Consider the following 22,675-nt stretch of genomic DNA (forward strand, 5'->3'; position numbering starts at 1 on the left):
GCGCCGGACCCGGCACGTTAATGATTCACGCGTGCACGGACCCGGATGATCTGGATTTTCCTGTTACTGCTGATCGCCTTCTCCGGGCTCGCCTATCTGGGCGGGCGCAGGTTGGCCGCGCGCCGCAGCCTGGGCGTCAGGGCGCATTCGCGTCCCGGCCAGCATGGCCTCTACGCCCTGATCTGGGTCGGCATGCCGGCCCTGGCGGTGCTGATCGCCGCCTCGACCTTCTCCACGCCGTTGGAGCGCCAGATGATGGCGGCGGGCGCGCCGGAGGCTGTGGCCCAACTGGAGCCGTTCCGCCGTGAGGCCTTCTTCTCGGACGCGCGCCGCATCGGCGACGGTCTGGAGGCCCAGCAGATCTGGCCGGCCCCCTATGCCGAGGAACTGCCGGCTGAGGGACGTCGTGCTCACCGTATCTCTTCCGTTCTGGACTGGGGCGGCGGGGTTGCAGCCCTGATCGCAGCCGTTCTGGGCGGCGTCTTCGTCTTCGTGCGCATCCGTCCCGACCTGCGTGCGCGCAATCGGGTTGAAAGCTGGATCAGCATCGTTCTGTTCGCCTGCTCGGCCGTGGCCGTGCTGACGACTGTGGGCATCATCTTCTCCCTGGTGTGGGACAGTCTCCGCTTCTTCGCCTCAGTGCCGATCACGGAGTTCCTGTTCGGCACCAAGTGGAGCCCGCAGATGGCCATCCGCGCCGACCAGATCGGCTCGTCGGGCGCCTTTGGGGCCGTGCCGCTGTTCGCCGGCACCTTCCTGATCATGATGATCGCCATGCTCGTGGCCGGACCGATCGGCCTGTTCTCGGCCATCTATCTGTCGGAATACGCCGGTCGTCGCACTCGCGCGGTGGTCAAGCCCATGCTCGAGGTCCTGGCCGGGGTTCCGACGGTGGTCTACGGCTTCTTCGCCGCCCTGACGGTGGGGCCGGCCTTCCGCGTCTTCTTCAACACCATCGGGGGCTGGCTGGTCGGCGGACCGCTGGATGGCATGGGCCAATACCTGCTGCTGGTGCAGAACCAGATGGCCCTGGTGGCCGGCGCCGTCATGGGCATCATGCTGATCCCCTTCGTCAGCTCCCTGTCCGACGACATCATGAACGCAGTGCCGCAATCGCTGCGAGACGGTTCCTACGCCATGGGCGCGACCAAGTCCGAAACGGTCAAGAAGGTGCTGCTGCCCGCCGCCCTGCCGGGCATTGCGGGGGCCTTCCTGCTGGCCATCTCGCGCGCTATCGGCGAGACCATGATCGTGACCATGGCCGCCGGTCTGGCGGCCAAGCTGACGCTGAACCCGCTGGACACGGTGACGACCGTCACGGTGCAGATCGTCACTCTTCTGACCGGGGATCAGGAGTTCAACAGTCCCAAGACCCTGGCTGCCTTTGGTCTGGGCCTGACCCTGTTTGTCGTAACCCTGCTGCTCAACATTGTCGCCATGCGCATCGTGCAAGCCTATCGGGAACAATATGACTGACGCGCCCGTCGATATTGGCGTGAAGACGAGCGCCGTCAGCCCACGGACCGAGCGTCTGCAGGCGCGCCTGCGTGGCCGCTACGCCCGCGAGACTCGCTTCAAGTGGTATGGCCGCGCGGCCATCGGCTTCGCCCTGGTCTTCCTGGTGATCCTTCTGGGCAGCATCATCCTGCAGGGCCGCACGGCCTTCTACAGCCACAGCGTGACCCTGCCGGTCCATATGGATGCGTCGCGGATCGACCGCGCCTATCCGCAGGGCGCCAACTTCGAGCAGATCGTCGCCGAGCAGCAGTTGCGCCGTCTGGGTATTCCCGACGACGCCCAGGGCTCCAAGGCGGCGGCGATGAAGGCTCTGTTCTCGTCGGAGCTGAAGTTCCAGGCGGCGGGCATGATCACCCGCCAGCCCAGCTTGCTGGGCCAGACCGTGCCGGTGACCGCGCCCCTGTCCGACAACGCCGATCTTTATCTGAAGGGCGAAATCTCCAAGGCCACGCCTGAGGATCAGCGTCGCATCAGCAATGAGCAGATGGCTTGGCTGGACCGCATGAAGGCCTCGGGTGCGGTGCGCGCCCACTTCAACAGCGCCCTGTTCACCAAGGGCGACTCGACCCAGCCCGAGCTGGCGGGTCTGCTGGGTGCGGTAGTCGGTTCGGCCCTGATGCTGCTGGTTACGGCCCTGATCGCCATTCCGGTCGGCGTCGGCGCCGCTGTCTGGCTGGAAGAATACTCGCCGCGCAACCGGCTGACCGCGATCATCGAGGTCAACATCAACAACCTCGCCGCCGTGCCGTCGATCGTTTACGGCCTGCTGGGTTTGGCCCTCTTCATCAACTTCATGCACCTGCCGCGCGCCAGCCCGCTGGTCGGCGGTCTGGTTCTGGCCCTGATGGCTCTGCCGACCGTTATCATCGCCACGCGTTCGTCGCTGAAGGCCGTGCCGCCCTCGATCCGCGAGGCCGCCCTGGCCATGGGCGCCAGCCGCACCCAGACGGTGTTCGGTCACGTCCTGCCCCTGGCCATGCCGGGGGTCATGACGGGTTCGATCATCGCCATGGCGCATGCCCTGGGCGAAACGGCGCCCCTGCTGCTGATCGGCATGATCAGCTTCGTCCCCGGCGTGCCCCACGCCATCGACGAGCCGGTCGGCGCTCTGCCTTCGCTGATCTATATCTGGGAGAACGCCTCGGAGCGCGCGTTCCACGAGCGGACCGCCGCCGCCATCCTTGTGCTCCTCGCCTTCATGATCGTCATGAACGCCGCCGCGATCCTGCTGCGTCGGCGCTTTGAACGCCGGTGGTAGTCTTATGAAGTTCAATATTCTCCGCGCCCCCGAGGGCCAGGGCGGCGGCTCCGCCGCAGCCGAGCCCTCGACCCTGTCGACCGCCCCCGTCGTCGGCGCTCACGCCTCGGCGCCGCTTGGCCCGATCAAGATCGCCGCGCGCGACGTTTCCGTCTTCTACGGTGAGAAGCAGGCCCTGTTCGGCGTCTCGCTGGACATCCCGGACAAGACCGTCACGGCCCTGATCGGCCCGTCGGGCTGCGGCAAGTCGACCTTCCTGCGGACCATGAACCGCATGAACGACACCATCCCGGGCTGCCGTGTCACCGGCGAGATCGAGATGGACGGCGGCGACATCAATGACCGCAAGATCGACCCTGTGCTGCTGCGCGCTCAGGTTGGCATGGTGTTCCAGAAGCCCAATCCCTTCCCCAAGACGATCTACGAGAACGTCGCCTATGGGCCGAAGATCCACGGTCTGGCTTCGTCCAAGGGCGAACTGGACGACATCGTCCAGAAGGCTCTGAAACGCGCCGGTCTGTGGGATGAGGTCGCCGACCGTCTGCACTCGCCGGGCACCGGCCTGTCGGGCGGTCAGCAGCAGCGTCTGGTCATCGCCCGCGCCATCGCGGTCGAACCCGAAGTCATCCTGATGGACGAACCCTGCTCGGCGCTGGACCCCATCGCCACGGCCAAGATCGAGGAACTGATCGACGAACTGCGCGAGCGCTACTGCATCGTCATCGTCACCCACTCCATGGCCCAGGCGGCCCGCGTGTCGCAACGCACGGCTTTCTTCCACATGGGCAAGCTGGTCGAGACCGGCGACACCGAAGAGATCTTCACCAATCCGCGCGAGCGTCGCACGCTCGACTACATCACCGGCCGCTTCGGCTAAGGGCAGTCATGAACCAGCATACGGTCAAGGCTTACGGCGACGAACTGAACCAACTGACGGCCGAGGTCGTCCGCATGGGCGGTCTGGCCGAGGCCCAGGTGGCGGACGCCATCGAATCCGTCGCTCGCCGGGATGTGGCCCTGGCGAAGGCGGTGGTCGAACGTGACAACCGGCTCGACGCCCTGCATCGCGACATCGAGAAGAAGTCGATTCGTCTGATCGCCCTGCGTCAGCCGGTGGCCTCGGACTTACGGCGCACGCTGGGGGCCATGAAGCTGGCCTCGGATCTGGAACGCACCGGCGATCTGGCCAAGAACATCGCCAAGCGGGCGCTGATCCTGGCCGAGGGCGAGCCCATGCAGCCCCTGACCCGTTCGATCGAGCGGATGGGCCGCCTGGTTTCGACCCGTCTGCGCGACGTCCTGGACGCCTATACGGCGTCGGAGATTGAACGGGCCCTGTCGGTGTGGAGCACCGATGACGAGGTGGACGAGCACTACAACGCCCTGTTCCGCGAGTTGCTGACCTACATGATGGGCGACCCGCGCACGATCACGGCCTGCACCCATCTGCTGTTTATGGCCAAGAACCTGGAGCGGATCGGCGACCACGCGACCAATATCGCCGAGACGGTCCACTATGAGATCACTGGCGAGGAAATGCTGGGCGAGCGGCCAAAGGCCGTCCCCGGTCCGGGCGAGGAACAAACGCCCACCCCGCATATCTCGACCCCGCCGCCGTCCGACACGGCGGCTGACTGAACCTTCCTGCTGACGACTTCGACCGACCGGAGAGCCTGACGTGCAACCCTATATTCTGGTGATGGAAGACGAGGACGCCCTGGCCACCCTGCTTCAGTACAATCTGGAGAAGGAGGGCTATGACGTGACCGTGGCGGCGGACGGGGAGGAGGGGCTGCTCCAGGTCGACGAGCGCCTGCCCGATCTGGTGCTGCTGGACTGGATGCTGCCCAAGCTGTCGGGCATCGAGGTTTGCCGCCGCCTGCGCGGCCGGGCCGAGACCCGCAACCTGCCGATCATCATGCTGACGGCGCGCGGCGAGGAAACCGACCGCGTGCGCGGCTTGGACACCGGCGCCGACGACTACATGACCAAGCCCTTCTCGATGACCGAGCTGACGGCCCGCATCCGCGCCGTCCTGCGTCGTATCCGTCCGGGTCTGGCCGATGACCGCATCAACCACGCTGACATTGTCATCGACCGCGTCGCCCACCGCGTCCGTCGTGCAGGCAAGGAGGTCCACCTCGGCCCGACCGAGTTCCGCCTGCTGGATCACCTGATGAAGCATCCGGGGCGCGTGTTCAGCCGCGAGCAGCTGCTGGACGCCGTCTGGGGCTCGGACGTCTATGTCGAGGCGCGCACCGTGGATGTCCACGTCGGCCGCCTGCGCAAGGCGCTGAACGTCGAGGGCACGGTCAACCCTATCCGCACCGTCCGTTCGGCCGGCTACTCGCTGGACCTGAACAGCTAGAACGTCGCTGGTTCGGCCGGCGCGTTAAATTTCAGTCATCCGCATCCACTGACGGCGCCGCCTGCCTCATGACGACAGGTCATGGGGAGAGGCGGAATGCCGGACGCGATCATTGCAATGCTGGGCTGGATCGGAGCGGTCGCCCTGGGCGGGGTGGCGGCCGCCGTTCTTGTGAAGGGACGCGTGCGGTGGGGGTGGCTGATCGCCGCCCTGTTGCTGATGGCGGTCTATGACGCGGTGCTGACACGCGGTTACGGCCATATTCCCCTGTCGTTTGGCCCTTCGAACTGGAACTGGGAGGGCAAAGCCATGGCCGCCCTTCTTTCATTGGCCGTGGCCAGCCTGCCTGTCATCGGCTGGAAGCGGGCGGGTCTGACGCTGAAGCAGGATCGCCGGGGCCTGACGGGCGCCTTGGTCATGTCGGGTTTGCTGGTCGCCCTGTTCCTTGGGCTAGCCCTCTATTTCCCAGGGCAGGGGTTCGACCTCGACAGCCTCGCCTTCCAGTTGACGATGCCGGGTCTGGACGAGGAACTCTTCTATCGCGGCGTGCTGCTGCTGATGCTGAACGAGGTGTTCGGCAAGCCGGTGCGCATTCTGGGCGCATGGATGGGTTGGGGCGCGGTGCTGTCGTCGCTGGCCTTCGGTCTGACCCATGCTCTGGGCTATTCCGACGGCGGCTTCACCTTTGAGCCTTTGCTGATGGCGACGACCGGCGGCGCCGCCCTGCTGCTCGTCTGGCTGCGCGAGAAGACCGGCAGCGTCCTGCTGCCGATCCTCCTGCACAACTACGGCAATGCGATCTTCATGCTGGTCTAGGCGACCGGCTGTTCGATCTCGCTCGGGTCGATCTCATAGACGGTCGAGCAGTACTCGCACGTCGCATGGATCTTGCCGTCATCCTCGATCATCTCGGCGCGGTCTTCGACAGGGAAGGACTGCATTACGGCGACGATCCGCTCTCTGGAGCAGCGGCAGACAGCCGCGAGCGCCTTGGCGCCCTCCAGCCGCACGCCGTCTTCGTGGAACAGACGATACAGCAGGGTCTCGGCGCTGATGGTTGGGTCGATCAGTTCGTCGTCGCCCAGGGTGAAGAACAGGGCGCGCGTGCGTTCCCAGACGTCTTCGGTCGAACCGCGCGCGTCGTCGCTGGCGATCACCTGGATCATGGCACCGCCCGCGCGCCAGGATGTGCCCGCCTCGGTGGTGACCTGGCCCACGGCCAGACGCACCTTGGTCGGGACCTGTTCGGACTGGGTGAAGTAGTGCTCGGCGCACAGGGACAGGCTTTCCCCTTCGATAGGGGTGATGCCCTGGGTGCGCTCGAAGTCTTCGCCCCGGTCGATGGTCATCATGAAGACGCCCTTGCCCAGCAGCGTCTGGGCGCCGGGACGAACGAAGCCCTCGGATGCGGCGGCGACGCCTTCGGGATCAAAGCGGCAGAAGCCGCGCAGCGTCCCCGCCGTGTCGTAGTCGGCCACGACATAGCGCACCGGACCGTCGCCCTGAGCCTGGACGATGAGCCGCCCTTCGAACTTCAGCGCCGATCCGACGATGGCCGCCAGCACGCAGGCTTCGCCCAGCAGGGCTGCCACGGGCTCGGGATAGTCATGGGCCGAAAGAACCGTGTTGACCGCTTCGCCCAACCGGACCAGGCGACCGCGCACCGGCCAGCCTTCGATCTGGAAAGCGGCGGCGAAGTCGTCGGAAGGAACGGCGGCTGGTTGTGCGGCGGGCGCGTGATCGGTCACGGCGGAAATCCTGAAAAAGGCGAAACTGTTCGGAAGCGGCGCAACATAGGGAGGCGACGGTCAAATGGTAAGAGGCGGGTCCTCGCGCTTGCAGCTTGGCCGTTTGTAGCGGAACCTCTTTCGGCCCGGTTCGCTCCTGTCACACGACGGTTTCGACAAGAAGAGGTTTGGTTGCCCATGGTTCGACAGTTCAACGCCGTGGACGAAGTCCGCAAACATCCCGGGATCACGGCCGGCGTGGTCGCTGTTCTGGCGGGCGTGGGCCTGGCCGCTCTGCTGCTGAACCAGTGCAGCGGCCCCACGCGATACGAACGTCTGCGCGATCGGGTCGATCCACGCGGTTGGTTTGACGCCGAGGCTCTGCGGCATCGGTTTGACGACATCGCACGCGGCGTTCGCCACGGCGCCGACGATCTGACCCATCGTGCTGCTGAACTGGGCGACTATGCGGGCGAGCGGGCAGGGCGGTTTGGTCATGGCGCCCGCGCCCAGGCCGAGCATTGGCTGCAACGCTCGCGCGCCAAGTCGCGCAAGCCCATGAAACGTTACGCCAAGCAGGCGCGGCGCTACGCCGAGGACGCAGGTGACTTCGCCCGCGATCATGCGAAAGAGGGCGGCGCCTTGCTGGCCGTGGCCACGATCGCCGCTGCGATCGGCGCCGCTGCTCTGGAAAGCCGTCGCAAGGGCGGTTTCGGCAAGCTGTAGGCCGGTTGGAAAATTCGTGCGGAAAGGGGGGCTGGTGTCCCCCTTTTTATTGCTGCAGGTGCGAAGCTGGGCTAGGTCCGGCGCATGACTTCGCCTGTCTTCATCTTTGATTTCGATTCCACTCTGGTGCGCATCGAGACGCTGGAAGCGCTCGCTGACATCGCCCTGTCGGACGCTCCCGACGCCGCGACGCGCAAGGCCGAGATCGCGGCCCTGACCGATCAGGCGATGTCGGGGCAGGTGGATTTCGGCACGGCGCTGCGCCGCCGGTTGGAGTTGTTGGCCCTGCGCCGCAGCCATGTCGAAACCCTGACCGACCGGATTCTGGACGAGGCCAGCGCCTCGATCCGCCGCAACGTCGACTTCTTCGAACGCCACGCCGAGCGGGTCTACATCCTGTCAGGCGGTTTCCGTGAGGTGATCGCGCCCTTGGCCGCCCGTCTCGGAATCGCCGCAGATCACGTCCTGGCCAACGACCTGATCTATGACGCCGAGGATCGCGTCACGGGCGTGGACGACGCCAACCCCCTGTCGCGCGACAACGGCAAGCCCGAGGTCATCAAGGCCCTGAACCTGACCGGCCCTGTGGTCATGGTCGGCGACGGCTGGACCGACGCCGAGGTCAAGCTGGCCGGCGCCGCCGATCGCTTCTACGCCTTCACCGAAGTGGTGAACCGTCAGAAGGTCGTAGAGGTCGCCGACGCGACAGCCGCCTCTCTGGATGAGGTGTTGTTCGCCGAAGGCGTCGCCGGGCGTTGGTCCTATCCGCGCAACCGCATCAAGATGCTGCTGCTGGAGAACATCCACGCCGCCGCCGTCGAGCGGCTGGAGGAGGCGGGTTACACTGTCGAGACGATGAAGGGCGCGCTGGACGAGGACGACCTGATCGAGGCGATCAAGGGCGTCCATGTTCTGGGCATTCGCTCCAAGACCAATGTCAGCAAGCGGGTTCTGGAGCACGCCGACCGCCTGCTGGCCGTCGCCGCCTTCTGCATCGGCACCAACCAGATCGATCTGGACGCCGCCGCAGCGCACGGCGTGGCGGTATTTAATGCTCCGTATTCCAACACCCGTTCGGTGGTCGAGCTGGCTATCGGCCTGACCATCGTCCTGATGCGCGATGTGACCGACAAGTCGGCGGCCATGCACCAGGGCCAGTGGAACAAGTCGGCGACCGGTTCGCGCGAGCTGCGCGGCAAGACCCTGGGCATCGTCGGCTACGGCGCTATCGGCTCGCAGCTGTCGGTTCTGGCCGAGGGTCTGGGAATGCGGGTTATCTTCCACGATCTGTCGGAACGTCTGGCCCTGGGCAACGCTCGGAGAATGCGCTCGCTTGACGCCCTGCTGGCCGAGGCTGACGTGGTCAGCCTCCACGTCGACGGGCGCAAGGACAACGCCGACGTCATCGGCGCGGCCCAGTTCGCCAGGATGAAGCCTGGCGCCCTGTTCCTGAACCTGTCGCGCGGTCACGTCGTTGATGTCGACGCCTTGGCCGAGGCGGTGAAGTCGGGTCGGATCGCCGGCGCAGCGGTCGACGTCTTCCCCGAGGAGCCGCGCACCAACGCCGATCCCTTCGCCAGCCCCTTGCAGGGCCTGAAGAACGTCATCCTGTCCCCCCACATCGGCGGTTCGACCGAGGAGGCGCAGGAAGCCATAGCCGAGTTCGCGGCCGAGCGACTGCTGGGCTATCTCAACCGGGGCGACACCACATTCTGCGTCAACCTGCCGAACGTGCAATTGGCCGAGGTCTCGCGCGCCCACCGCCTGCTGCACATCCACCGGAATCAACCGGGGGTTCTGGCCGAGCTCAACCGGGCCTTGTCGTCGGCAGGCCTCAATATCCTGGGCCAGCATCTGAAAACCGACGAACAGACAGGCTATGTGATCACCGACGTGGATCGGGGCTATGATCCCGAGGTGCTGAAGGTTCTGCGTGACTTGCCGGGCACAGTCCGCTTCAGAATCCTTCACTGATCACTGTTCAGATTCCCTAGGGGCATCTTGCGCTTGCGGCAAAGCAGCGCATCCTCCCGCATAACGACCGCACACTGACGGTCGAGGGAGGAACACCGATGTCTCGTTTTCTTCGTGGAGCGGCCGTCGCCGCATTGAGTCTGGCGGCCCTGTCGACGGCGAGCGCCGCCGGGGCGCAAACCTATAATCGGCTGGTCGTTTTCGGCGACAGCCTGTCCGACAACGGCAACCTCTATCTGGCGTCGGGTCGGACGACGCCAGCGTCGCCGCCCTATTATCAGGGTCGTTTCTCCAGCGGGCCGGTCTTCACCGAGCGGCTGGGCTTCAATGCTGCGAACTTCACGGGTCCGGTGACGGGCAGCATAAACTACGCCTTTGGCGGCGCGCGCACCGACAGCCAGGCTTCTCCTCTGGGGATGCGGTTGCAGCTTTCTCAGTATCAGTCGCGGGGCGGAACGTTCGGCGCCGGGGATCTGGTCAGTATTCTGGGCGGGGCCAACAACATATTCCAGGGCCTGCCGGCGGCGGGCGCTTCGGCCAATCCCCAGGGCAGCATCGCGCCGGTGGCGCTGAGCGCCGCCTCGGACATCAACTTCATCGTCGGTGGCGTGGCCCAGGCCGGGGCGGGAACCATTCTGGTCACCAACCTGCCCAAGCTGAGCCTCACGCCGCAGTTTCGCGGCACGGCCGCAGCGCCTCTGGCCGACTACGCCGTGACCACCTTCAACGGCGCTCTGCTGACGGGGCTGAACGCCACGGCGGCGGCGCGTCCCGGCACCAACATCATCATGATGGACCTGTTCAAGATCGGTGACGTCATCGCCGCCAATCCCAGCGCATTCGGCGTGAGCAACGTCACTCAGCCCTGCTTCAACGGGGTGACCGTCTGCTCCAATCCCAATGACTATTTCTATTTCGACGGGGTGCATCCCACCGCAGCAGGCCATGCTGCGATCGCGCGTCTGGCCAACGACTATCTGTACTACGGCGACCTCGGGTCCCAGACCTCCCTGCTGGGCGAGACAGCCGGGCGACACCGAGAGGACGCTCTGGACGACGCCACCGCCGGCCTGTCGGAGCGAGAGGCCTGGACCGCCGGCACATCCATTTCCGTCTCGGCCCTGGTGGATCGAACCAAGACGGACGCGCGCGAAGCCATCGGCGAGGCGACCTCGGACGGCTATGGCGTCCGGATCGCGTTGGAAGGCGGCAGCGAGACGCTGAAATTCGGTCTGGCGGGCAGCTATCGCAACGCTGACGTGGACGCTGGCAGCCTGAACTTCGATCTGGATACCTTTGGCCTGGACATCTACGGCGGCTGGCGCTCCGGGGATGTGTTCATCAACGCTGCAGCAGGCGTGGCCCAGGACGATTTCAACGACGTCAGCCGACTGACCTCGCTCGCTCCCGTGGTTCACACCGGCTCGACCCGTGGCGTGTCGACGGGCGCGCGTCTGCAAGGCGGGATGTGGTTCGACGTGGGCGGCATCGCTCTGTCGCCGCGTGCAGCCGTGGTGTGGGTCAACAGCGACGTTGACGGCTTCACCGAGCAAGGGCCGGCGGCGCAGTACGACTACAAGGATCGTGCCGTGCAATCCACGACGGCTGAGGTGGTTCTGCGCGCCGAGCTGGAGCTTGATCAGTTCCAGTTCTACGCCGAGGGCGGCTATCGCGACTCTCTGAGCGACGACAGCGCCGCCGTACGCACGGGAATCGCGGGCAATCCCGCCCAGGTCCTGTCGCGCGAGATCGAGGACCCCTGGGGCGGTCAGTTCCTCGCGTCGGTTGGGATCGAAGGCACGGTGATGGACCGGCTGAAGGTTTCCGTCGGATACAAGGGCCGCTTTGGCGATGCGGCTGACAGCCACATGGGCGGGATCATGTTGACCCTGCCGCTGTAGAGCGTTCCGCTAGATAATCGGAAAGGCCGCGCGGCTCGTCTGCGCTGCCTTTCTCGTTCCGGGTTCCTTTGGTGCGACGCCTTGTCGCCCCGACGCGGCCCCATTCGCGTCCCGGTGTGATGGCAAAAGGCGATCAACCCCGGCCGTCGGCGAGCGTTTCCGCCACCAGCGCACCTCTTTTCGCGTGACCAAGACGGCCCTCCCGCTCGTGGATCGAGCGCCTGGAGTGCAGTTTCAGTATGCGTTTTTTTCCTCCGGCCGTGAGGCCGCTGGCGATCCGCTTTGGTCAAACCAGCGTTGTCGCCGTTACCGCCGTTCTCGCCATGGCCGGCGCGCCCCTCGGCGCGGCCAGCCTGCCGTCGGACACGGCTGAACCCCTGTCCGCGCCCGCCGCCCCGCCGGTTCAGGCGGTGGCCAAGCCCGCAGGCCCGGTCACGCGCAAGGTGCAGTTTGACGCGCCGGTGAAGGGCTACCGCGTCAACTCGGCGTTCGGTCTTCGCAAGCTGACGATCGAGGCCAAGGCGCGTGCGCACAAGGGCGTGGACATCGCGGCGCCCCAGGGCACCAGCGTCTACACCACGGCCGAGGGGCGGGTGGTCCGGGCGGGCTTTCAGGCCGGCGGCTACGGCAACTTTATCGAGGTCAAACACCCGAATGGCATGAGCAGCGTCTACGGCCATCTGAGCCGCATCGACGTCCATGTGGGTCAGGCGGTGGCCTCGGACGAGCGCATCGGGCTGGTCGGCTCGACCGGCTATTCCACGGGGCCGCATCTGCATTTCGAGGTGCGACGAAATGGCGGTCAGGTGAACCCCGCCAAGGTCGTGGGGCAGGCTTTCGACGTGAAGGTCAGCGCGCCCAAATAGGTGGCTTCGGCTTCATGACCGAACTGTAATGTAAAATGCCCTTTCCATTTGCGCCGTCGCCCCGTTAGGATTCGCTCCGACGCTTGCGAGGGGAATGGCATGGTTGCGGCGCTGACGCTGGACGGGATCAGCAAGACCTATGGCGGCTTTCAGGCCGTTTCCGACCTCAGTTTCGAGGTGGAGAAGGGCACGATCTGCGGCTTTCTCGGCCCCAACGGCGCGGGCAAGACCTCGACCCTGCGCATGATCTTGGGCCTGCAGCCGGCCACCTCGGGTCGTATTGAAATCCTCGGCGCCGACGATGGGCGCAAGGTGCGCGACCGGATCGGCTTCCTGCCGGAGGAGCGCGGCCTCTACAAGAAGATGACGCCCGTGGACGCCATCGCCTTCTTCGGCGGCCTCAAGGGCGTGCCCGCGTCCGAGGGGCGCAAGCGCGCCCGCGAGATGCTGACGCAGATGGGGCTGGGCGACGCCCAGAAGAAGAAGATGAAAGAGCTGTCCAAGGGGATGGCTCAGAAGGTCCAGTTGATCGCCTCGGTCGTGCATCGCCCCGAATTCGTGATCCTGGACGAGCCGTTTTCCGGGCTGGATCCGATGAATCAGCAAGGGCTGGAAGCCATGATCCGCGCCCTGGCCGCCGACGGGGCGACGGTCCTGTTCTCGACCCACGTCATGCAGCACGCCGAGCGTCTGTGCGACAAGGTGGTGCTCCTGGCGCGCGGCAGGAAGGCCTTTGAGGGCACGGTGGATCAGGCGCGTGCGACCTCGCCCCGCTTCCTGGAATTGGAGGGCGCGCTGGATGTCGCTTCTGTTTCCGCACTGCCGGGGGTGAGCGGCGTCGAGGTTCTGACCGAGCAGGACGGCGCGCGCACGCTGCGCGCCGGGTTGGCGCCAGGCGCAGGCGGGCAGGAGGCGTTGAAGTCGGCCTTCTTGAGCGGCCTCGACGTGCGCCGTTTCCAGATCAAGGAACCGACCTTGCATGACGCCTTCATCGCCCTGACCGGCGATCATCCCGATGAGGATCAGAGCGTCGCTCGCGACGCCGTCAAGGCGGAGGTCGCCCGATGAACCGCACCCTTCTGATCGCACGCCGCGAGTTCATGGCCTACGCCAAAACCGTCGGTTTCTGGCTGTCGTTGCTGGCCTTCCCCCTGTTCGGGGTGCTGGGCGGCGCCATTCCCATCCTGATGAGCCACGCTGAACCCGTGCGGCAGGTCGCGCTCGTCGATGAAGCGCCGACGGGGTCTGGCCTTGCCGCCGCCGTGCGTCAGTCTCTGGAAAACGAACAGGCGAGACGCGACATCAGCGCCCTGCGCATGGCCGCCATTCCTGAAGCCGGCGTGGCGGGCGGCGATCGGGTGCGCCAGGTCGCCGAGGCGGAGGGCTATGAGGCTGGTCTGGCCGCGTTGAAGCGCGAAGCCCCCAGGGCGGGCGCGGCCTTCGAGACGCCGAAACGCAGCCTGACCTTGGTCGCGCCACCGGCGGACATCCTGGCTGCCGCGCCGGGCGAGGCCCGCGACGCCTTGGCCCGTCGATATCTGGGCGATGACGCGTCGCAAGGACAGAAGCTGAGCAGCGTCGTCTTCCTGACCGAAGTGAACGGTCAGCCAGGCGCCCGCGTCTGGACCGCCCGCGCCACCGACGACGCGGTCGAGGACGCCGTGCGCGATGCGCTGAAGGACGTCAATCGACGTCAGGTTTTCGCCGCCAGCGGCATCGATCCCAGCGTGGTGGCTCAGACGGATCGCTTCCGTCCCGACCTGTCGGTCTTCTCGCCCAAGGCGCGATCGGGTGGAGAGGTCTCGTTCCGCGACAAGCTGCCGACTGTGGTCGGTCTGGCGGTGGGCTTCATCCTGTGGTCGCTGATCATCACAGGGGCCTCCATCCTGCTGAACAGCGTCATGGAGGAAAAGTCGAACAAGATCCTGGAAGTTCTGCTGTCCTCGGCCTCGGCCACCGAAATCCTGACGGGCAAGGTGCTGGGCGTGGCCCTGTTGACGTTGACCGTGCTGGCCGCCTGGGGCGGACTGGGCGGCATCGGTCTGGTCGTGGCTGCGCCGGACATGGCGCGCGACATCGGCTCGGTTCTGATGAGCAACGGCCTGCTGATCTACTTCCTGCTGTTCATGGTCGGCGGCTATCTGATGTACGCGGTCCTGTTCGCGGCCATCGGCGCCTTCTGCGAGACGCCGCGCGACGCCCAGACCCTGATGGGACCGATCATGATGGTGCTGTTTGTCCCGCTGATCGTCATGCAGATGGCCATTCGCACGCCCGATGCGACGGTGGTCAAGGTGATGAGCCTGATCCCGCCTTTCACGCCCTTCGTCATGGCTGCGCGCGCGCCCAGCGGCCCGCCGCTGATCGAGATCATCGGCGCCTTGATCGGTATGTTCCTGTTCGCCGCCCTGATGGTCTGGGTCGCTGGCCGGGCTTTCCGCGCTGGCGCCCTGTCGGATGTGAAGTTGAACTGGAAGAGCTTCCTCGGCGCCGTGCGCGGGGGAAGTTAAGGCGGTGAAGGTCCCGTCGCCCCTTCGCCCCTTCAATGGGGCGGGGCGCTCCCTGTCGGACAAAGAAAAGGCCCGCTCCAGTTTCCTGGAGCGGGCCTTGATCTTTTAGCCTAGGGCTGGGGCCGTATTAACGGCCGCCCGGAACCCGGGGCTTCGGAGCCGGCAGCAGACCCTCGCGCTGAGCGCGCTTGCGGGCCAGCTTGCGGGCGCGACGGACAGCTTCAGCCTTTTGACGGGCGCGCTTTTCCGACGGCTTTTCGAAGTGCACGTGGCGCTTCATTTCACGGAAGCTGCCTTCGCGTTGCATCTTCTTCTTCAGGGCCTTGAGCGCCTGATCGACATTGTTGTCGCGGACGAAAATCTGAACCAGGGTTATCTCTCCTTTGGCCGCCCGCCGCGTCCTTTCGAAGGGAGACGGGCAGACAAAATAAAAACTCTCCCGAAAGACAGGGCTCTCGGATGAAGGCGCGCTGATACACGACCCACGGGGGCCTGTCCAGATCGACACAGGCAATCGTGATGGGTCGAAAAGCCCGGAAGACCGGACTATTCTGGGGATATGATCCAGATCGCAGACACCGTTCCCAAGACCGACTGGGCCTCTCGCATGGAGCAGGTCGTCCTGGACGCCGTCATTGAACGTGCGCCTGCGCTGGGCTGGAACAGCCGGCTGGTGCGCGCGGCCTGCGAGGCCAACGGCCTGTCGCTGGGCGACGAGGAACTGCTTTTGCCCAATGGCGCGCGGGACCTGGCCGTCCTGCTGTCGCGGCGTCACGACGCCAAGGCGCTAAAGGCGCTGGAGGCGACGCCGCCCGAGACCATGAAGATTCGCGAGAGAATCGCCGCCGCCGTCTCGGCGCGGATGGAGGCGGGCGCCGAAGATCTCGAGGCGGCCAAGCGTTGCGCCGGTTTTCTGGCCCTCCCGACCAACATGGACTTGGGGTTCAAGCTGGCGTGGGAGAGCGCCGACGATCTGTGGCGCTGGGCCGGCGATACGGCGACAGACCAGAATCACTATTCCAAGCGCGCCATTCTGGGTGGCATCCTGATCCCGGCCCTGACCATGCGCTGGTTCGATGGGCGTGAGGCGGCCGAGGCCTTCGTCGCCCGCCGCATCGAGAACGTCATGGCCTTCGAGAAGTGGAAGGCGGGCAAGGACTTTGACGCACCGATCAAGGCGGTCACGGACGCACTGGGGCGGCTGCGCTACGGAGCGAAGGAAGAGACTCCTTCGCCCTGAAAGGTCAGATCGAGCCCATCACCCGGTTCACGTGCGCCATCTTGCGACCTGCGCGCGCCTCGTGCTTGCCGTAGAGGTGCAGACGGGCGTTGGGCTCGGCGGCCAGAGCGCGCCACTGATCGACCTCGTCGCCCAGCAGGTTGGTCATCTCGATGCGGACGTGGGCTTCGGTGGGGCCAAGCGGCCAGCCGACGATGGCGCGGATGTGCTGTTCGAACTGGTCGCAGACGCAGCCGTCCTGGGTCCAGTGGCCGGTGTTATGGACGCGCGGAGCGACCTCGTTCACCAGCAGAACGGGCTTTCCTTCAGAGTCGGTCCCCATGTCGAACAGCTCAATCCCCATGACGCCGACGTAGTCGAGGCCGTCGAGGACGGCGGCGGCGATTTCATGGGCGCGGGCCTGGGTCCTAGCGTCGACCGCGGCCGGGGCCAGGGTGGTCTTCAGCACGCCGTTGGCGTGGATGTTCTCGCCCAGGGGATAGACGGCGACTTCGCCGTCATGGCCACGCGCGGCGATCACCGACAGTTCGCGGTTGAAGACGGCGGCGGCTTCCAAAACGGCGGGGCGGCGGCCGATGGCGTTGAAGGCGGCCTCAGCGTCGGCGGCGTCACGGATCCAGACCTGGCCCTTGCCGTCATAGCCCTCGCGGCGGGTCTTCAGCACGGCGGGCAGACCAAGCTTGCTGATGGCGGCGGTCAGGTCGTCCAGGGTCGTGACGGCGGCGAAGTCGGCGGTCACGGCGCCGACAGCGTTGAGATAGGTCTTCTCGTCTACCCGGTCCTGCGCCACGGCGAGCGCGGTTGGCCCAGGCGCGACCAGGGCACCGGCCTCGGCCAGGGTCTCGACCGAGGAAGCGGGGACGTTCTCGAACTCGAAGGTGACGACGTCGCACAGGCGGCCGAGGGCCTGCAGCGCGTCGGGGTCGTCATAGGGCGCAGTGATCTGCGCGCGCGAGACGCGGGCGGCCGGGCAGTCCGGCTGAGGATCGAGGATCACCACGTCGAAGCCGAGGCGTGAGGCGGCCTGGCTCAGCATCCGGCCCAACTGGCCCCCGCCGAGAATGCCGAGGGTCGATCCGGGGCTCAGGGGCAACTGGGGCAAGTCAGTCCTCGACGGTTTCGGCGACGGATAGGGTCTGCGCGGCGCGGAAGGCGTTGAGGCGCTCGGCCAATGCAGGATCGGACAATGCCAGGATCTGCGCCGCTAGGATGCCTGCGTTGGCGGCGCCCGCCTCGCCGATGGCCAGGGTGGCGACCGGCACGCCGCCGGGCATCTGGACGATGGAGAGCAGGCTATCCATGCCCTTCAGCGCCTTGGACTGCACCGGCACGCCCAGGACCGGCAGGTCTGTCATCGAGGCGGCCATTCCGGGCAGGTGGGCAGCGCCGCCGGCGCCCGCGATGATGACCTTGTGGCCGTTGGCCCTGGCGTTCGTCGCGAAGTCATAGAGGCGTTGGGGGGTGCGGTGGGCGCTGACGACCTTGGCTTCCCAGGCGACGCCCAGTTGATCCAGGCGTTCGGCGGCCAGCTTCATGGTCGGCCAGTCGGACCGGCTGCCCATGATGATGGCGACGGGTGGCGTCGAGGCGGTCATGCGAAGGCTCCCCACACGGAAAGCGGCCCGTTACAGCACGCGCGTTGCGCCCGCAACCAAGGTCGCTAGAATCATCTCCGTCGCATGGCCCTGAGTCGGCCTTGATTCGCGACGCCGGAGCCTGACTTGAATCACGTGGCCGAACCGACTGCAGGCATTGATCTGCACGCCGAGATCGAACGGCTGCGCGCCGAAGTCGCCGCCCTGACCGTGCGCGCCGAGACAGCTGAGGCCCTGGCTGACCACGACGTTCTGACGCCGGCGTTGAACCGGCGCGGCTTCATGAGCGTGCTTAACCGCAGCATGGCCTATTGCCGCCGTCATGAGGTGGAGGCGGCGCTGCTCTATCTCGACATGGATGGGTTCAAGGGCGTCAACGATGGTCTGGGGCACGCTGCGGGCGACGCCGCCCTGATGGCCGTCGCGGACCTGCTGCTGGCCAATGTGCGCGAGTCCGACGCCGTAGGGCGCCTGGGTGGGGACGAGTTCGCGCTTCTACTGATGAACGCCGGCGCGGACGAGGGGCGAGAGAAGGCGAAACGTCTGGCCGCGTCGCTGGAAACCGAAGGCTTTGTCTGGGACGGTTCGACCGTGGCGCTGGGCGGCTCGTTCGGCGTTCGCGCCTATGCCGGCCAGACCGACCCCGAGGTCTGGCTGTCCGAAGCCGACGCCGCCATGTGGTTACGGAAAAAGGCCCGCTAAGCCTTTCGCCGGCCTAGGCGATGATGTCGGGCAGGATGCGGTCTTCGATCTTCACGATCTCGTCGCGCAGGGCCAGCTTCTTGCGCTTGAGGCGCGCGATCCGCAGTTGATCGGGAATGGGCATGTGGCCCAGCGCCTCGATGGAGGCGTCAAGATCGGCATGCTCCTGCTGGAGCGCCTTCAACTGGTCCCGAAGCTGCTGGTCCTCATCGGACAGGAAAGGTTGATCGTCGTTCATGGCTCGCCCCGGACGTCCTTGTTCATAGCCGACTGAGGCTCAGGCGGGAAGGCGATCGGCCAATGTCGTAAGCGCTGGGCGCGGCACGACCCGCGCCCACAACTTCGCCGTCTCGGCCAGGCCGTCGATGGCGCGGCGTGGGGCGCCCGAGGGCGTAGGAGCCAGGGCCTCCAACTCCAGCATCAGTCGGCGCTCAGCGTCCAGCTCCAGCGCCTTGACCTGCTGGCGCAGGGCCTCGCGGTGGTCATTGTCGATGTCGGGAATGGGCGCCTTCAGCGTGCGGCGCACGGCGCGCAGCTGGGCGACGATGACGGAGTCATAGGCGCGGGCGGCGTCGCAGGCGGCCTCGATCGTTTCCTCATCCGGGCGACGGCCGGTGACGGCGACCCAGGCGGCCCAGAGCAGCAGGGGCACGTTCTGTTCGTTATGGTCCTGCAGACTCAGGCAGGCCTCGGCCACGCCCGGCGCCTCATAGGCCGCGACCGCCCAGGTCCAGAAGTCGCTCATGCCGATGTGCCAGCGTTCAGACCTTCCCAGCGGCGCACGGCGGACCAGTCCAGACCGAACAGGTCCAGCGCCCGGCCGACCGACTGGTCCACCATGTCGGCGATGCTCGCGGGGCGGGCGTAGAAGGCGGGCAGGGGCGGGGCGATGGTGGCGCCCATTTCGGCCAGGGCTGTCATGGTGCGCAGGTGGCCAAGGTGCAGCGGGGTCTCGCGCACCATCAGCACCAGGGGGCGGCGCTCTTTCAACACGACGTCGGCGGCGCGGGTCAGCAGGGTCGAGGTCACGCCGGTGGCTATCTCGCTCATGGTCCGGACCGAACAGGGGGCCACGATCATGCCCATCGTGCGGAAGGAACCCGAGGCGATGGCGGCGCCGACATCGGCGAGCTTGTAGGCGACGTCCGCCTTCGACATCAGATCGTCAGGCGACAGATCCGTCTCCTGCGACAATGTGAGCAGGGCGGCCTTGGTGACCACCAGATGGCTCTCGACACCCAGTTCGCGCAGGGCGTCGAGGACGCGCGCGCCATAGATCACGCCCGAAGCGCCAGAGATTCCAACGACCAACCGCGACGGCTTCGGGTTCCGTATGGTCGAGTTCACATCATCGGCCATTTTGACTTCCACAGTGTCCGTGTTCGGAGCGGCTGAGGGTCACCGCAATGTGATTCCACAGGCCGTCGTTCCGAGCGTTCTGTGTAGTGGTCCCTTAGACATGGAGGCGCAAGCCATGACCATCGAGGCTCGTATTCGCGAACTGGGAAACAGGCACCGGTCGCTGGATGAAATGATCCAGCAGGAGTCGCGGAGACCCACCGCGGACCCGATCCAGATCAGGGAACTCAAGCAACGAAAGCTCAGGCTGAAGGAAGAGATCACCAGTCTGGAGGCCAGAACCCACTAGGGCGGCCTCCCGAAAACAACAACGGCCCCGAAGATCGATCTTCGGGGCCGTTTTCATGTTCCGGCGAAGGATCAGTCGTTCTTGCCGAAGACCGATTCGGCGGTCGGCTCGGCGCCAGGGCGCACGCGCTCTTCCGGCACGAACTCGGGCTCCTCGGGCTCGGCCTCGATGGCCTGCAGAACGCCGCCGCCCGACTTGGCGTCGTCCTTGGCCTTCTTGTCGGCGGCCTTCTTGACGATCTCGTCGAGCTGCAACTGACCGATCAGGCCCAGGGTCACCGGATCGACCGGCTTGATGTTCGCCGAGTTCCAGTGGGTGCGGTTGCGCACGCTCTCGATGGTGGACTTGGTCGTGCCCAGCAGCTTGGCGATCTGGGCGTCGGTCACTTCCGGGTGGTTGCGCACGAACCAGGAGATGGCGTCCGGGCGGTCCTGACGACGCGAGACGGGGGTGTATTTCGGTCCGGTCTTGGACGGCTTCAGCAGTTCGGCATGGCGGCTGATGACGGCCTTCATGCGGTAGTCGGGGTTGTCCTGGGCTTTTTCCAGTTCTTCGCGCGTCAATTGACCGCCGGTGACCGGATCCACGCCGCGAATGTCGCGCGCCACGTCGCCGTCGGCGATGCCGCGCACTTCAAGCGGGTGCAGTCCGCAAAAATCAGCGATCTGCTCGAACGAGAGCGAGGTGTTGTCCACCAGCCAGACCGCGGTGGCCTTGGGCATCAGGATGTCGGTCATGGGGCGTGCGTCCCGGCGTTTGCGGCCCGAAAGTCGGGCGTTTGAATCGACGGCGCCCGACCTTTCGGCCGGGCGCTGAGAACCTCTGTATAGGCCCATTCATGATAAAAGAAAACGCCGTCTGGCCGCGCCATACAGCCAAGGTTCATCTGATCTGTTGAACTGTGAGGCTAAGGGCGCGTTGTGCGCCGTGGGAGATGCGGAGGAGACCGTCCCATGAAAAGGTTCTTGATTGCAGCCGCTGGCGTGATTGCAGCAACCGGCGGACTGTCGGCGGTCAACGTCACCCCGGCCGAAGCCCAGGCGCAGGCCCGGGGTGCGCCGCGCGGCAGCTATGCTCAAAGCTGCACTGGGAGCTACGTCAACCAGGGCCGGCTGTACGCCGACTGTCGCGACACCCGAAACCGGATGCGCGAGACCTCCATCGAACTGGCGCGGTGCTCCAGCAGCGACATCGCCAATGACAACGGCCTGCTGGTCTGCCAGGGGCATCGCGGGGATTTCGAGGACGGTGGTCGCCCCGGAGGCGGTAATGGCAACAACCCCGGCTGGCCCGGCGGCCCCGGCGGCGGCAACGGCGGACCCGGCTGGGGCGATACGACCATCACGGTCTATCAGGACGCGAATTTCCGCGGACGCTCGATGACCTTCCGGGAGGCCATTCCTAACCTTCGCAACAGCGGCCTGAACGACGCCATCAGTTCGATGCGCCTGGGACGCGGCAGCTGGGAAGTGTGCGAAGACGCCAACTATCGCGGCCGCTGCCAGGTCATAAGCAATGACGTGCGTGATCTGGCGCGCACCGGCATGAACGACCGGATTTCGTCGCTGCGTCCCGCGCGTCGCGGCGGCAACTGGTAGGCAGGGAAACGGGAGGTTTCGGCCTCCCGTTTTTGTCTGGCGCTCAGAGCGTCAGAACGATCTTGCCGATGTGGTCGCCGGCCTCGAGGCGTCGATGGGCGGCGGCGGCCTGTTCCAGAGGGAAGGTCGCCTCCACCCTGGCGCGCACCGCGCCGGCCGCAACCCAGGGCCAGACCGTCTGGTGGACGACGCTGGCCAGGCGCGCCTTTTCATCAGTGCGGCGGCTGCGCAGGGTCGAGCCGGTGAGCATGATCCGTTTCAGCATGACCCGCATCAAGTCGATCTGGGCCAGGGCGCCGGTCAATGTGGCGATGACCACCCAGCGTCCGCCGGGTTTGAGCGCATTCAGGTTCAACTCGGCGTAGGCCGCGCCCACCATGTCCAGCACGACGTCGGCACCACCTGCCGCCTTGATTCCAGCCAGCAGATCGCCCGTGGTGGCGTCCAGGCTGACGTCGGCACCCAGAGCTAGGGCGGCCTGTGCCTTGGCCGCGCCGCGCGAGGTGGCGATGACGCGGGCGCCCGCCGCCTTGGCCATCTGGATCGCCATGACGCCGATGCCGCTGGTGGCACCGTGTATCAGCAGGGTCTCGCCCGCCTTCAGCCCGCCGCCTTCGAAGACGTTGGCGAAGACCGTGAAGGCGGTCTCCGGCAGGGCTGCAGCCTGCGTGAAATCGAGACCGTCGGGCATGGGCAGGGCGTGGCGGGCGTCGACCACGGCGTAGTCGGCGTAGCCCCCGCCGCCCAGCAGGGCGCACACCCTGTCGCCGACGCGCCAGCGGGTCACATCCTGTCCCACGGCCTCGACCTCGCCGGCGATTTCCAGGCCCAGGATGTCCGAAGCGCCGGGCGGCGGCGGATAATGCCCCAGCCGCTGGACGATGTCGGGCCGATTGACGCCGGCGGCCCGCACGCGAACGCGAATCTCGCCGGGGCCAGGCGTCGGCTGCGGTCGTTCCGCCAGACGCAAGGCCTCGGCCGGTCCCTGGCCGCCTTCAATCTCGATGACCCGCATGATGCCTCCGCCGCTTGCAATCGTCGTCA

25 protein-coding genes and 1 pseudogene are annotated in these 22,675 nt (G+C 66.3%); 17 read left to right on the top strand and 9 right to left on the bottom strand.

Annotated elements, in window-relative coordinates:
* The first annotated feature begins 45 nt into the window (after positions 1–45).
* The 6 genes from pstC to B4A39_RS02865 all read left to right on the top strand — a co-directional run bounded on the left by pstC (position 46) and on the right by B4A39_RS02865 (position 5,960).
* The gene (gene pstC, locus B4A39_RS02840; RefSeq protein ID WP_292033050.1) at positions 46–1,476 is read left to right on the top strand and encodes a phosphate ABC transporter permease subunit PstC; all 1,431 of its coding nucleotides are present in this window, start codon (positions 46–48) and stop codon (positions 1,474–1,476) included.
* Positions 1,469–2,776: a phosphate ABC transporter permease PstA gene (gene pstA / locus B4A39_RS02845; RefSeq protein WP_292033052.1), complete on the top strand. Its 1,308-nt coding sequence runs from the start codon at positions 1,469–1,471 to the stop codon at positions 2,774–2,776. Before pstC ends, pstA begins: the two co-directional genes overlap by 8 nt.
* Positions 2,777–2,780: 4 nt before the next feature.
* Positions 2,781–3,653 (top strand): phosphate ABC transporter ATP-binding protein PstB, encoded by an 873-nt coding sequence (pstB, locus tag B4A39_RS02850; protein ID WP_292033054.1) that lies wholly within the window; start codon positions 2,781–2,783, stop codon positions 3,651–3,653.
* 8 nt (positions 3,654–3,661) lie between these two features.
* Positions 3,662–4,414 (top strand): phosphate signaling complex protein PhoU, encoded by a 753-nt coding sequence (gene phoU / locus B4A39_RS02855; protein ID WP_292033057.1) that lies wholly within the window; start codon positions 3,662–3,664, stop codon positions 4,412–4,414.
* Between the two features lie 40 nt (positions 4,415–4,454).
* On the top strand, positions 4,455–5,144 hold the full coding sequence (gene phoB / locus B4A39_RS02860; RefSeq protein WP_105562885.1) for a phosphate regulon transcriptional regulator PhoB: 690 nt from the start codon (positions 4,455–4,457) through the stop codon (positions 5,142–5,144).
* Positions 5,145–5,240: 96 nt separating this feature from the next.
* Complete coding sequence (locus tag B4A39_RS02865) at positions 5,241–5,960, top strand: CPBP family intramembrane glutamic endopeptidase, BDIM_20840 family (RefSeq protein WP_292033065.1); 720 nt, start codon at positions 5,241–5,243, stop codon at positions 5,958–5,960.
* Here B4A39_RS02865 and B4A39_RS02870 read toward each other — a convergent pair.
* A complete protein-coding gene (locus tag B4A39_RS02870) occupies positions 5,957–6,892 on the bottom strand; it encodes an Hsp33 family molecular chaperone (RefSeq protein WP_292033068.1) in 936 nt (311 codons plus the stop codon). The two genes, B4A39_RS02865 and B4A39_RS02870, sit on opposite strands and share 4 nt — an antisense overlap.
* Positions 6,893–7,069: 177 nt before the next feature.
* Here B4A39_RS02870 and B4A39_RS02875 point away from each other — a divergent pair, with 177 nt between their 5' ends.
* The 7 genes and pseudogenes from B4A39_RS02875 to B4A39_RS02900 all read left to right on the top strand — a co-directional run bounded on the left by B4A39_RS02875 (position 7,070) and on the right by B4A39_RS02900 (position 14,848).
* The gene (locus tag B4A39_RS02875; protein ID WP_292033070.1) at positions 7,070–7,597 is read left to right on the top strand and encodes a hypothetical protein; all 528 of its coding nucleotides are present in this window, start codon (positions 7,070–7,072) and stop codon (positions 7,595–7,597) included.
* Between the two features lie 84 nt (positions 7,598–7,681).
* Positions 7,682–8,206 (top strand): annotated as a pseudogene (locus tag B4A39_RS16400) (HAD-IB family phosphatase); the annotation flags it as partial.
* A gap of 120 nt (positions 8,207–8,326) precedes the next feature.
* Positions 8,327–9,571, top strand: coding sequence for a phosphoglycerate dehydrogenase (gene serA / locus B4A39_RS02880; protein ID WP_349679242.1), 1,245 nt, complete (start codon positions 8,327–8,329; stop codon positions 9,569–9,571).
* Positions 9,572–9,669: 98 nt separating this feature from the next.
* On the top strand, positions 9,670–11,472 hold the full coding sequence (locus B4A39_RS02885) for an autotransporter domain-containing protein (RefSeq protein WP_292033076.1): 1,803 nt from the start codon (positions 9,670–9,672) through the stop codon (positions 11,470–11,472).
* A 239-nt stretch (positions 11,473–11,711) separates the two neighbouring features.
* The gene (locus B4A39_RS02890; RefSeq protein ID WP_292033077.1) at positions 11,712–12,338 is read left to right on the top strand and encodes a M23 family metallopeptidase; all 627 of its coding nucleotides are present in this window, start codon (positions 11,712–11,714) and stop codon (positions 12,336–12,338) included.
* Positions 12,339–12,437: 99 nt separating this feature from the next.
* Positions 12,438–13,406: an ABC transporter ATP-binding protein gene (locus tag B4A39_RS02895; protein ID WP_292033079.1), complete on the top strand. Its 969-nt coding sequence runs from the start codon at positions 12,438–12,440 to the stop codon at positions 13,404–13,406.
* Positions 13,403–14,848 (top strand): ABC transporter permease, encoded by a 1,446-nt coding sequence (locus B4A39_RS02900; protein WP_292033081.1) that lies wholly within the window; start codon positions 13,403–13,405, stop codon positions 14,846–14,848. Before B4A39_RS02895 ends, B4A39_RS02900 begins: the two co-directional genes overlap by 4 nt.
* Positions 14,849–14,975: 127 nt before the next feature.
* Here B4A39_RS02900 and rpsU read toward each other — a convergent pair whose 3' ends face one another.
* Positions 14,976–15,218 carry a 30S ribosomal protein S21 gene (gene rpsU / locus B4A39_RS02905; protein WP_184271562.1) on the bottom strand — a complete coding sequence of 81 codons (243 nt, stop codon included), beginning with the start codon at positions 15,216–15,218 and terminating at the stop codon, positions 14,976–14,978.
* A 189-nt stretch (positions 15,219–15,407) separates the two neighbouring features.
* Between rpsU and B4A39_RS02910 the strand changes: the two genes are divergently transcribed.
* Positions 15,408–16,088 carry a COQ9 family protein gene (locus B4A39_RS02910; RefSeq protein ID WP_292033083.1) on the top strand — a complete coding sequence of 227 codons (681 nt, stop codon included), beginning with the start codon at positions 15,408–15,410 and terminating at the stop codon, positions 16,086–16,088.
* A 4-nt stretch (positions 16,089–16,092) separates the two neighbouring features.
* On the opposite strand, the gene B4A39_RS02915 is transcribed toward B4A39_RS02910, so the two are convergent.
* Positions 16,093–17,190, bottom strand: a complete 1,098-nt coding sequence (locus tag B4A39_RS02915; RefSeq protein ID WP_292033085.1) for a 5-(carboxyamino)imidazole ribonucleotide synthase — start codon at positions 17,188–17,190, stop codon at positions 16,093–16,095.
* A gap of 1 nt (position 17,191) precedes the next feature.
* On the bottom strand, positions 17,192–17,683 hold the full coding sequence (purE, locus tag B4A39_RS02920; protein ID WP_292033088.1) for a 5-(carboxyamino)imidazole ribonucleotide mutase: 492 nt from the start codon (positions 17,681–17,683) through the stop codon (positions 17,192–17,194).
* 135 nt (positions 17,684–17,818) lie between these two features.
* On the opposite strand from purE, the gene B4A39_RS02925 reads away from it, so the two are divergent.
* Positions 17,819–18,385: a GGDEF domain-containing protein gene (locus B4A39_RS02925; RefSeq protein WP_292033324.1), complete on the top strand. Its 567-nt coding sequence runs from the start codon at positions 17,819–17,821 to the stop codon at positions 18,383–18,385.
* A 13-nt stretch (positions 18,386–18,398) separates the two neighbouring features.
* Here the strand turns inward: B4A39_RS02925 and B4A39_RS02930 are convergent, their stop codons facing one another.
* From B4A39_RS02930 to B4A39_RS02940, 3 genes are read right to left on the bottom strand one after another with little or no spacing between them, the layout of a single operon-like run.
* Positions 18,399–18,623, bottom strand: a complete 225-nt coding sequence (locus tag B4A39_RS02930; RefSeq protein WP_292033090.1) for a YdcH family protein — start codon at positions 18,621–18,623, stop codon at positions 18,399–18,401.
* A 39-nt stretch (positions 18,624–18,662) separates the two neighbouring features.
* A complete protein-coding gene (locus B4A39_RS02935) occupies positions 18,663–19,130 on the bottom strand; it encodes a TIGR02444 family protein (RefSeq protein ID WP_292033091.1) in 468 nt (155 codons plus the stop codon).
* Positions 19,127–19,744, bottom strand: coding sequence for a UbiX family flavin prenyltransferase (locus B4A39_RS02940; protein ID WP_292033092.1), 618 nt, complete (start codon positions 19,742–19,744; stop codon positions 19,127–19,129). The genes B4A39_RS02935 and B4A39_RS02940 overlap by 4 nt, the downstream gene beginning before the upstream one ends.
* Before the next feature lie 115 nt (positions 19,745–19,859).
* Between B4A39_RS02940 and B4A39_RS02945 the strand changes: the two genes are divergently transcribed.
* Positions 19,860–20,033 (top strand): YdcH family protein, encoded by a 174-nt coding sequence (locus B4A39_RS02945; protein ID WP_292033094.1) that lies wholly within the window; start codon positions 19,860–19,862, stop codon positions 20,031–20,033.
* A 71-nt stretch (positions 20,034–20,104) separates the two neighbouring features.
* Here the strand turns inward: B4A39_RS02945 and B4A39_RS02950 are convergent, their stop codons facing one another.
* Positions 20,105–20,770, bottom strand: coding sequence for a DUF1013 domain-containing protein (locus B4A39_RS02950; protein ID WP_292033095.1), 666 nt, complete (start codon positions 20,768–20,770; stop codon positions 20,105–20,107).
* Between the two features lie 216 nt (positions 20,771–20,986).
* Here B4A39_RS02950 and B4A39_RS02955 point away from each other — a divergent pair, with 216 nt between their 5' ends.
* Entirely contained in the window at positions 20,987–21,631 is a 645-nt protein-coding gene (locus tag B4A39_RS02955) for a beta/gamma crystallin-related protein (protein WP_292033097.1), read from the top strand.
* Between the two features lie 43 nt (positions 21,632–21,674).
* Here the strand turns inward: B4A39_RS02955 and B4A39_RS02960 are convergent, their stop codons facing one another.
* Entirely contained in the window at positions 21,675–22,646 is a 972-nt protein-coding gene (locus B4A39_RS02960) for an NAD(P)H-quinone oxidoreductase (RefSeq protein WP_292033328.1), read from the bottom strand.
* Positions 22,647–22,675 lie beyond the last annotated feature (29 nt).

Origin of the sequence: Brevundimonas sp. UBA4553 (assembly GCF_002387245.1) — a bacterium.
GTDB lineage: Bacteria > Pseudomonadota > Alphaproteobacteria > Caulobacterales > Caulobacteraceae > Brevundimonas.

Bases quoted from the DNA above. Each gene is read 5' to 3' on its own strand.
- B4A39_RS02900 (WP_292033081.1), top strand. From the start codon at position 13,403: ATGAACCGCACCCTTCTGATCGCACGCCGCGAGTTCATGGCCTACGCC.
- B4A39_RS02875 (WP_292033070.1), top strand. From the start codon at position 7,070: ATGGTTCGACAGTTCAACGCCGTGGACGAAGTCCGCAAACATCCCGGG.
- pstA (WP_292033052.1), top strand. From the start codon at position 1,469: ATGACTGACGCGCCCGTCGATATTGGCGTGAAGACGAGCGCCGTCAGC.
- B4A39_RS02940 (WP_292033092.1), bottom strand. From the start codon at position 19,744: ATGGCCGATGATGTGAACTCGACCATACGGAACCCGAAGCCGTCGCGG.
- B4A39_RS02930 (WP_292033090.1), bottom strand. From the start codon at position 18,623: ATGAACGACGATCAACCTTTCCTGTCCGATGAGGACCAGCAGCTTCGG.
- purE (WP_292033088.1), bottom strand. From the start codon at position 17,683: ATGACCGCCTCGACGCCACCCGTCGCCATCATCATGGGCAGCCGGTCC.
- B4A39_RS02945 (WP_292033094.1), top strand. From the start codon at position 19,860: ATGACCATCGAGGCTCGTATTCGCGAACTGGGAAACAGGCACCGGTCG.
- B4A39_RS02885 (WP_292033076.1), top strand. From the start codon at position 9,670: ATGTCTCGTTTTCTTCGTGGAGCGGCCGTCGCCGCATTGAGTCTGGCG.
- phoU (WP_292033057.1), top strand. From the start codon at position 3,662: ATGAACCAGCATACGGTCAAGGCTTACGGCGACGAACTGAACCAACTG.
- B4A39_RS02865 (WP_292033065.1), top strand. From the start codon at position 5,241: ATGCCGGACGCGATCATTGCAATGCTGGGCTGGATCGGAGCGGTCGCC.
- B4A39_RS02910 (WP_292033083.1), top strand. From the start codon at position 15,408: ATGATCCAGATCGCAGACACCGTTCCCAAGACCGACTGGGCCTCTCGC.
- B4A39_RS02890 (WP_292033077.1), top strand. From the start codon at position 11,712: ATGCGTTTTTTTCCTCCGGCCGTGAGGCCGCTGGCGATCCGCTTTGGT.
- B4A39_RS02960 (WP_292033328.1), bottom strand. From the start codon at position 22,646: ATGCGGGTCATCGAGATTGAAGGCGGCCAGGGACCGGCCGAGGCCTTG.
- B4A39_RS02950 (WP_292033095.1), bottom strand. From the start codon at position 20,770: ATGACCGACATCCTGATGCCCAAGGCCACCGCGGTCTGGCTGGTGGAC.
- pstB (WP_292033054.1), top strand. From the start codon at position 2,781: ATGAAGTTCAATATTCTCCGCGCCCCCGAGGGCCAGGGCGGCGGCTCC.
- B4A39_RS02895 (WP_292033079.1), top strand. From the start codon at position 12,438: ATGGTTGCGGCGCTGACGCTGGACGGGATCAGCAAGACCTATGGCGGC.
- B4A39_RS02955 (WP_292033097.1), top strand. From the start codon at position 20,987: ATGAAAAGGTTCTTGATTGCAGCCGCTGGCGTGATTGCAGCAACCGGC.
- pstC (WP_292033050.1), top strand. From the start codon at position 46: ATGATCTGGATTTTCCTGTTACTGCTGATCGCCTTCTCCGGGCTCGCC.
- B4A39_RS02935 (WP_292033091.1), bottom strand. From the start codon at position 19,130: ATGAGCGACTTCTGGACCTGGGCGGTCGCGGCCTATGAGGCGCCGGGC.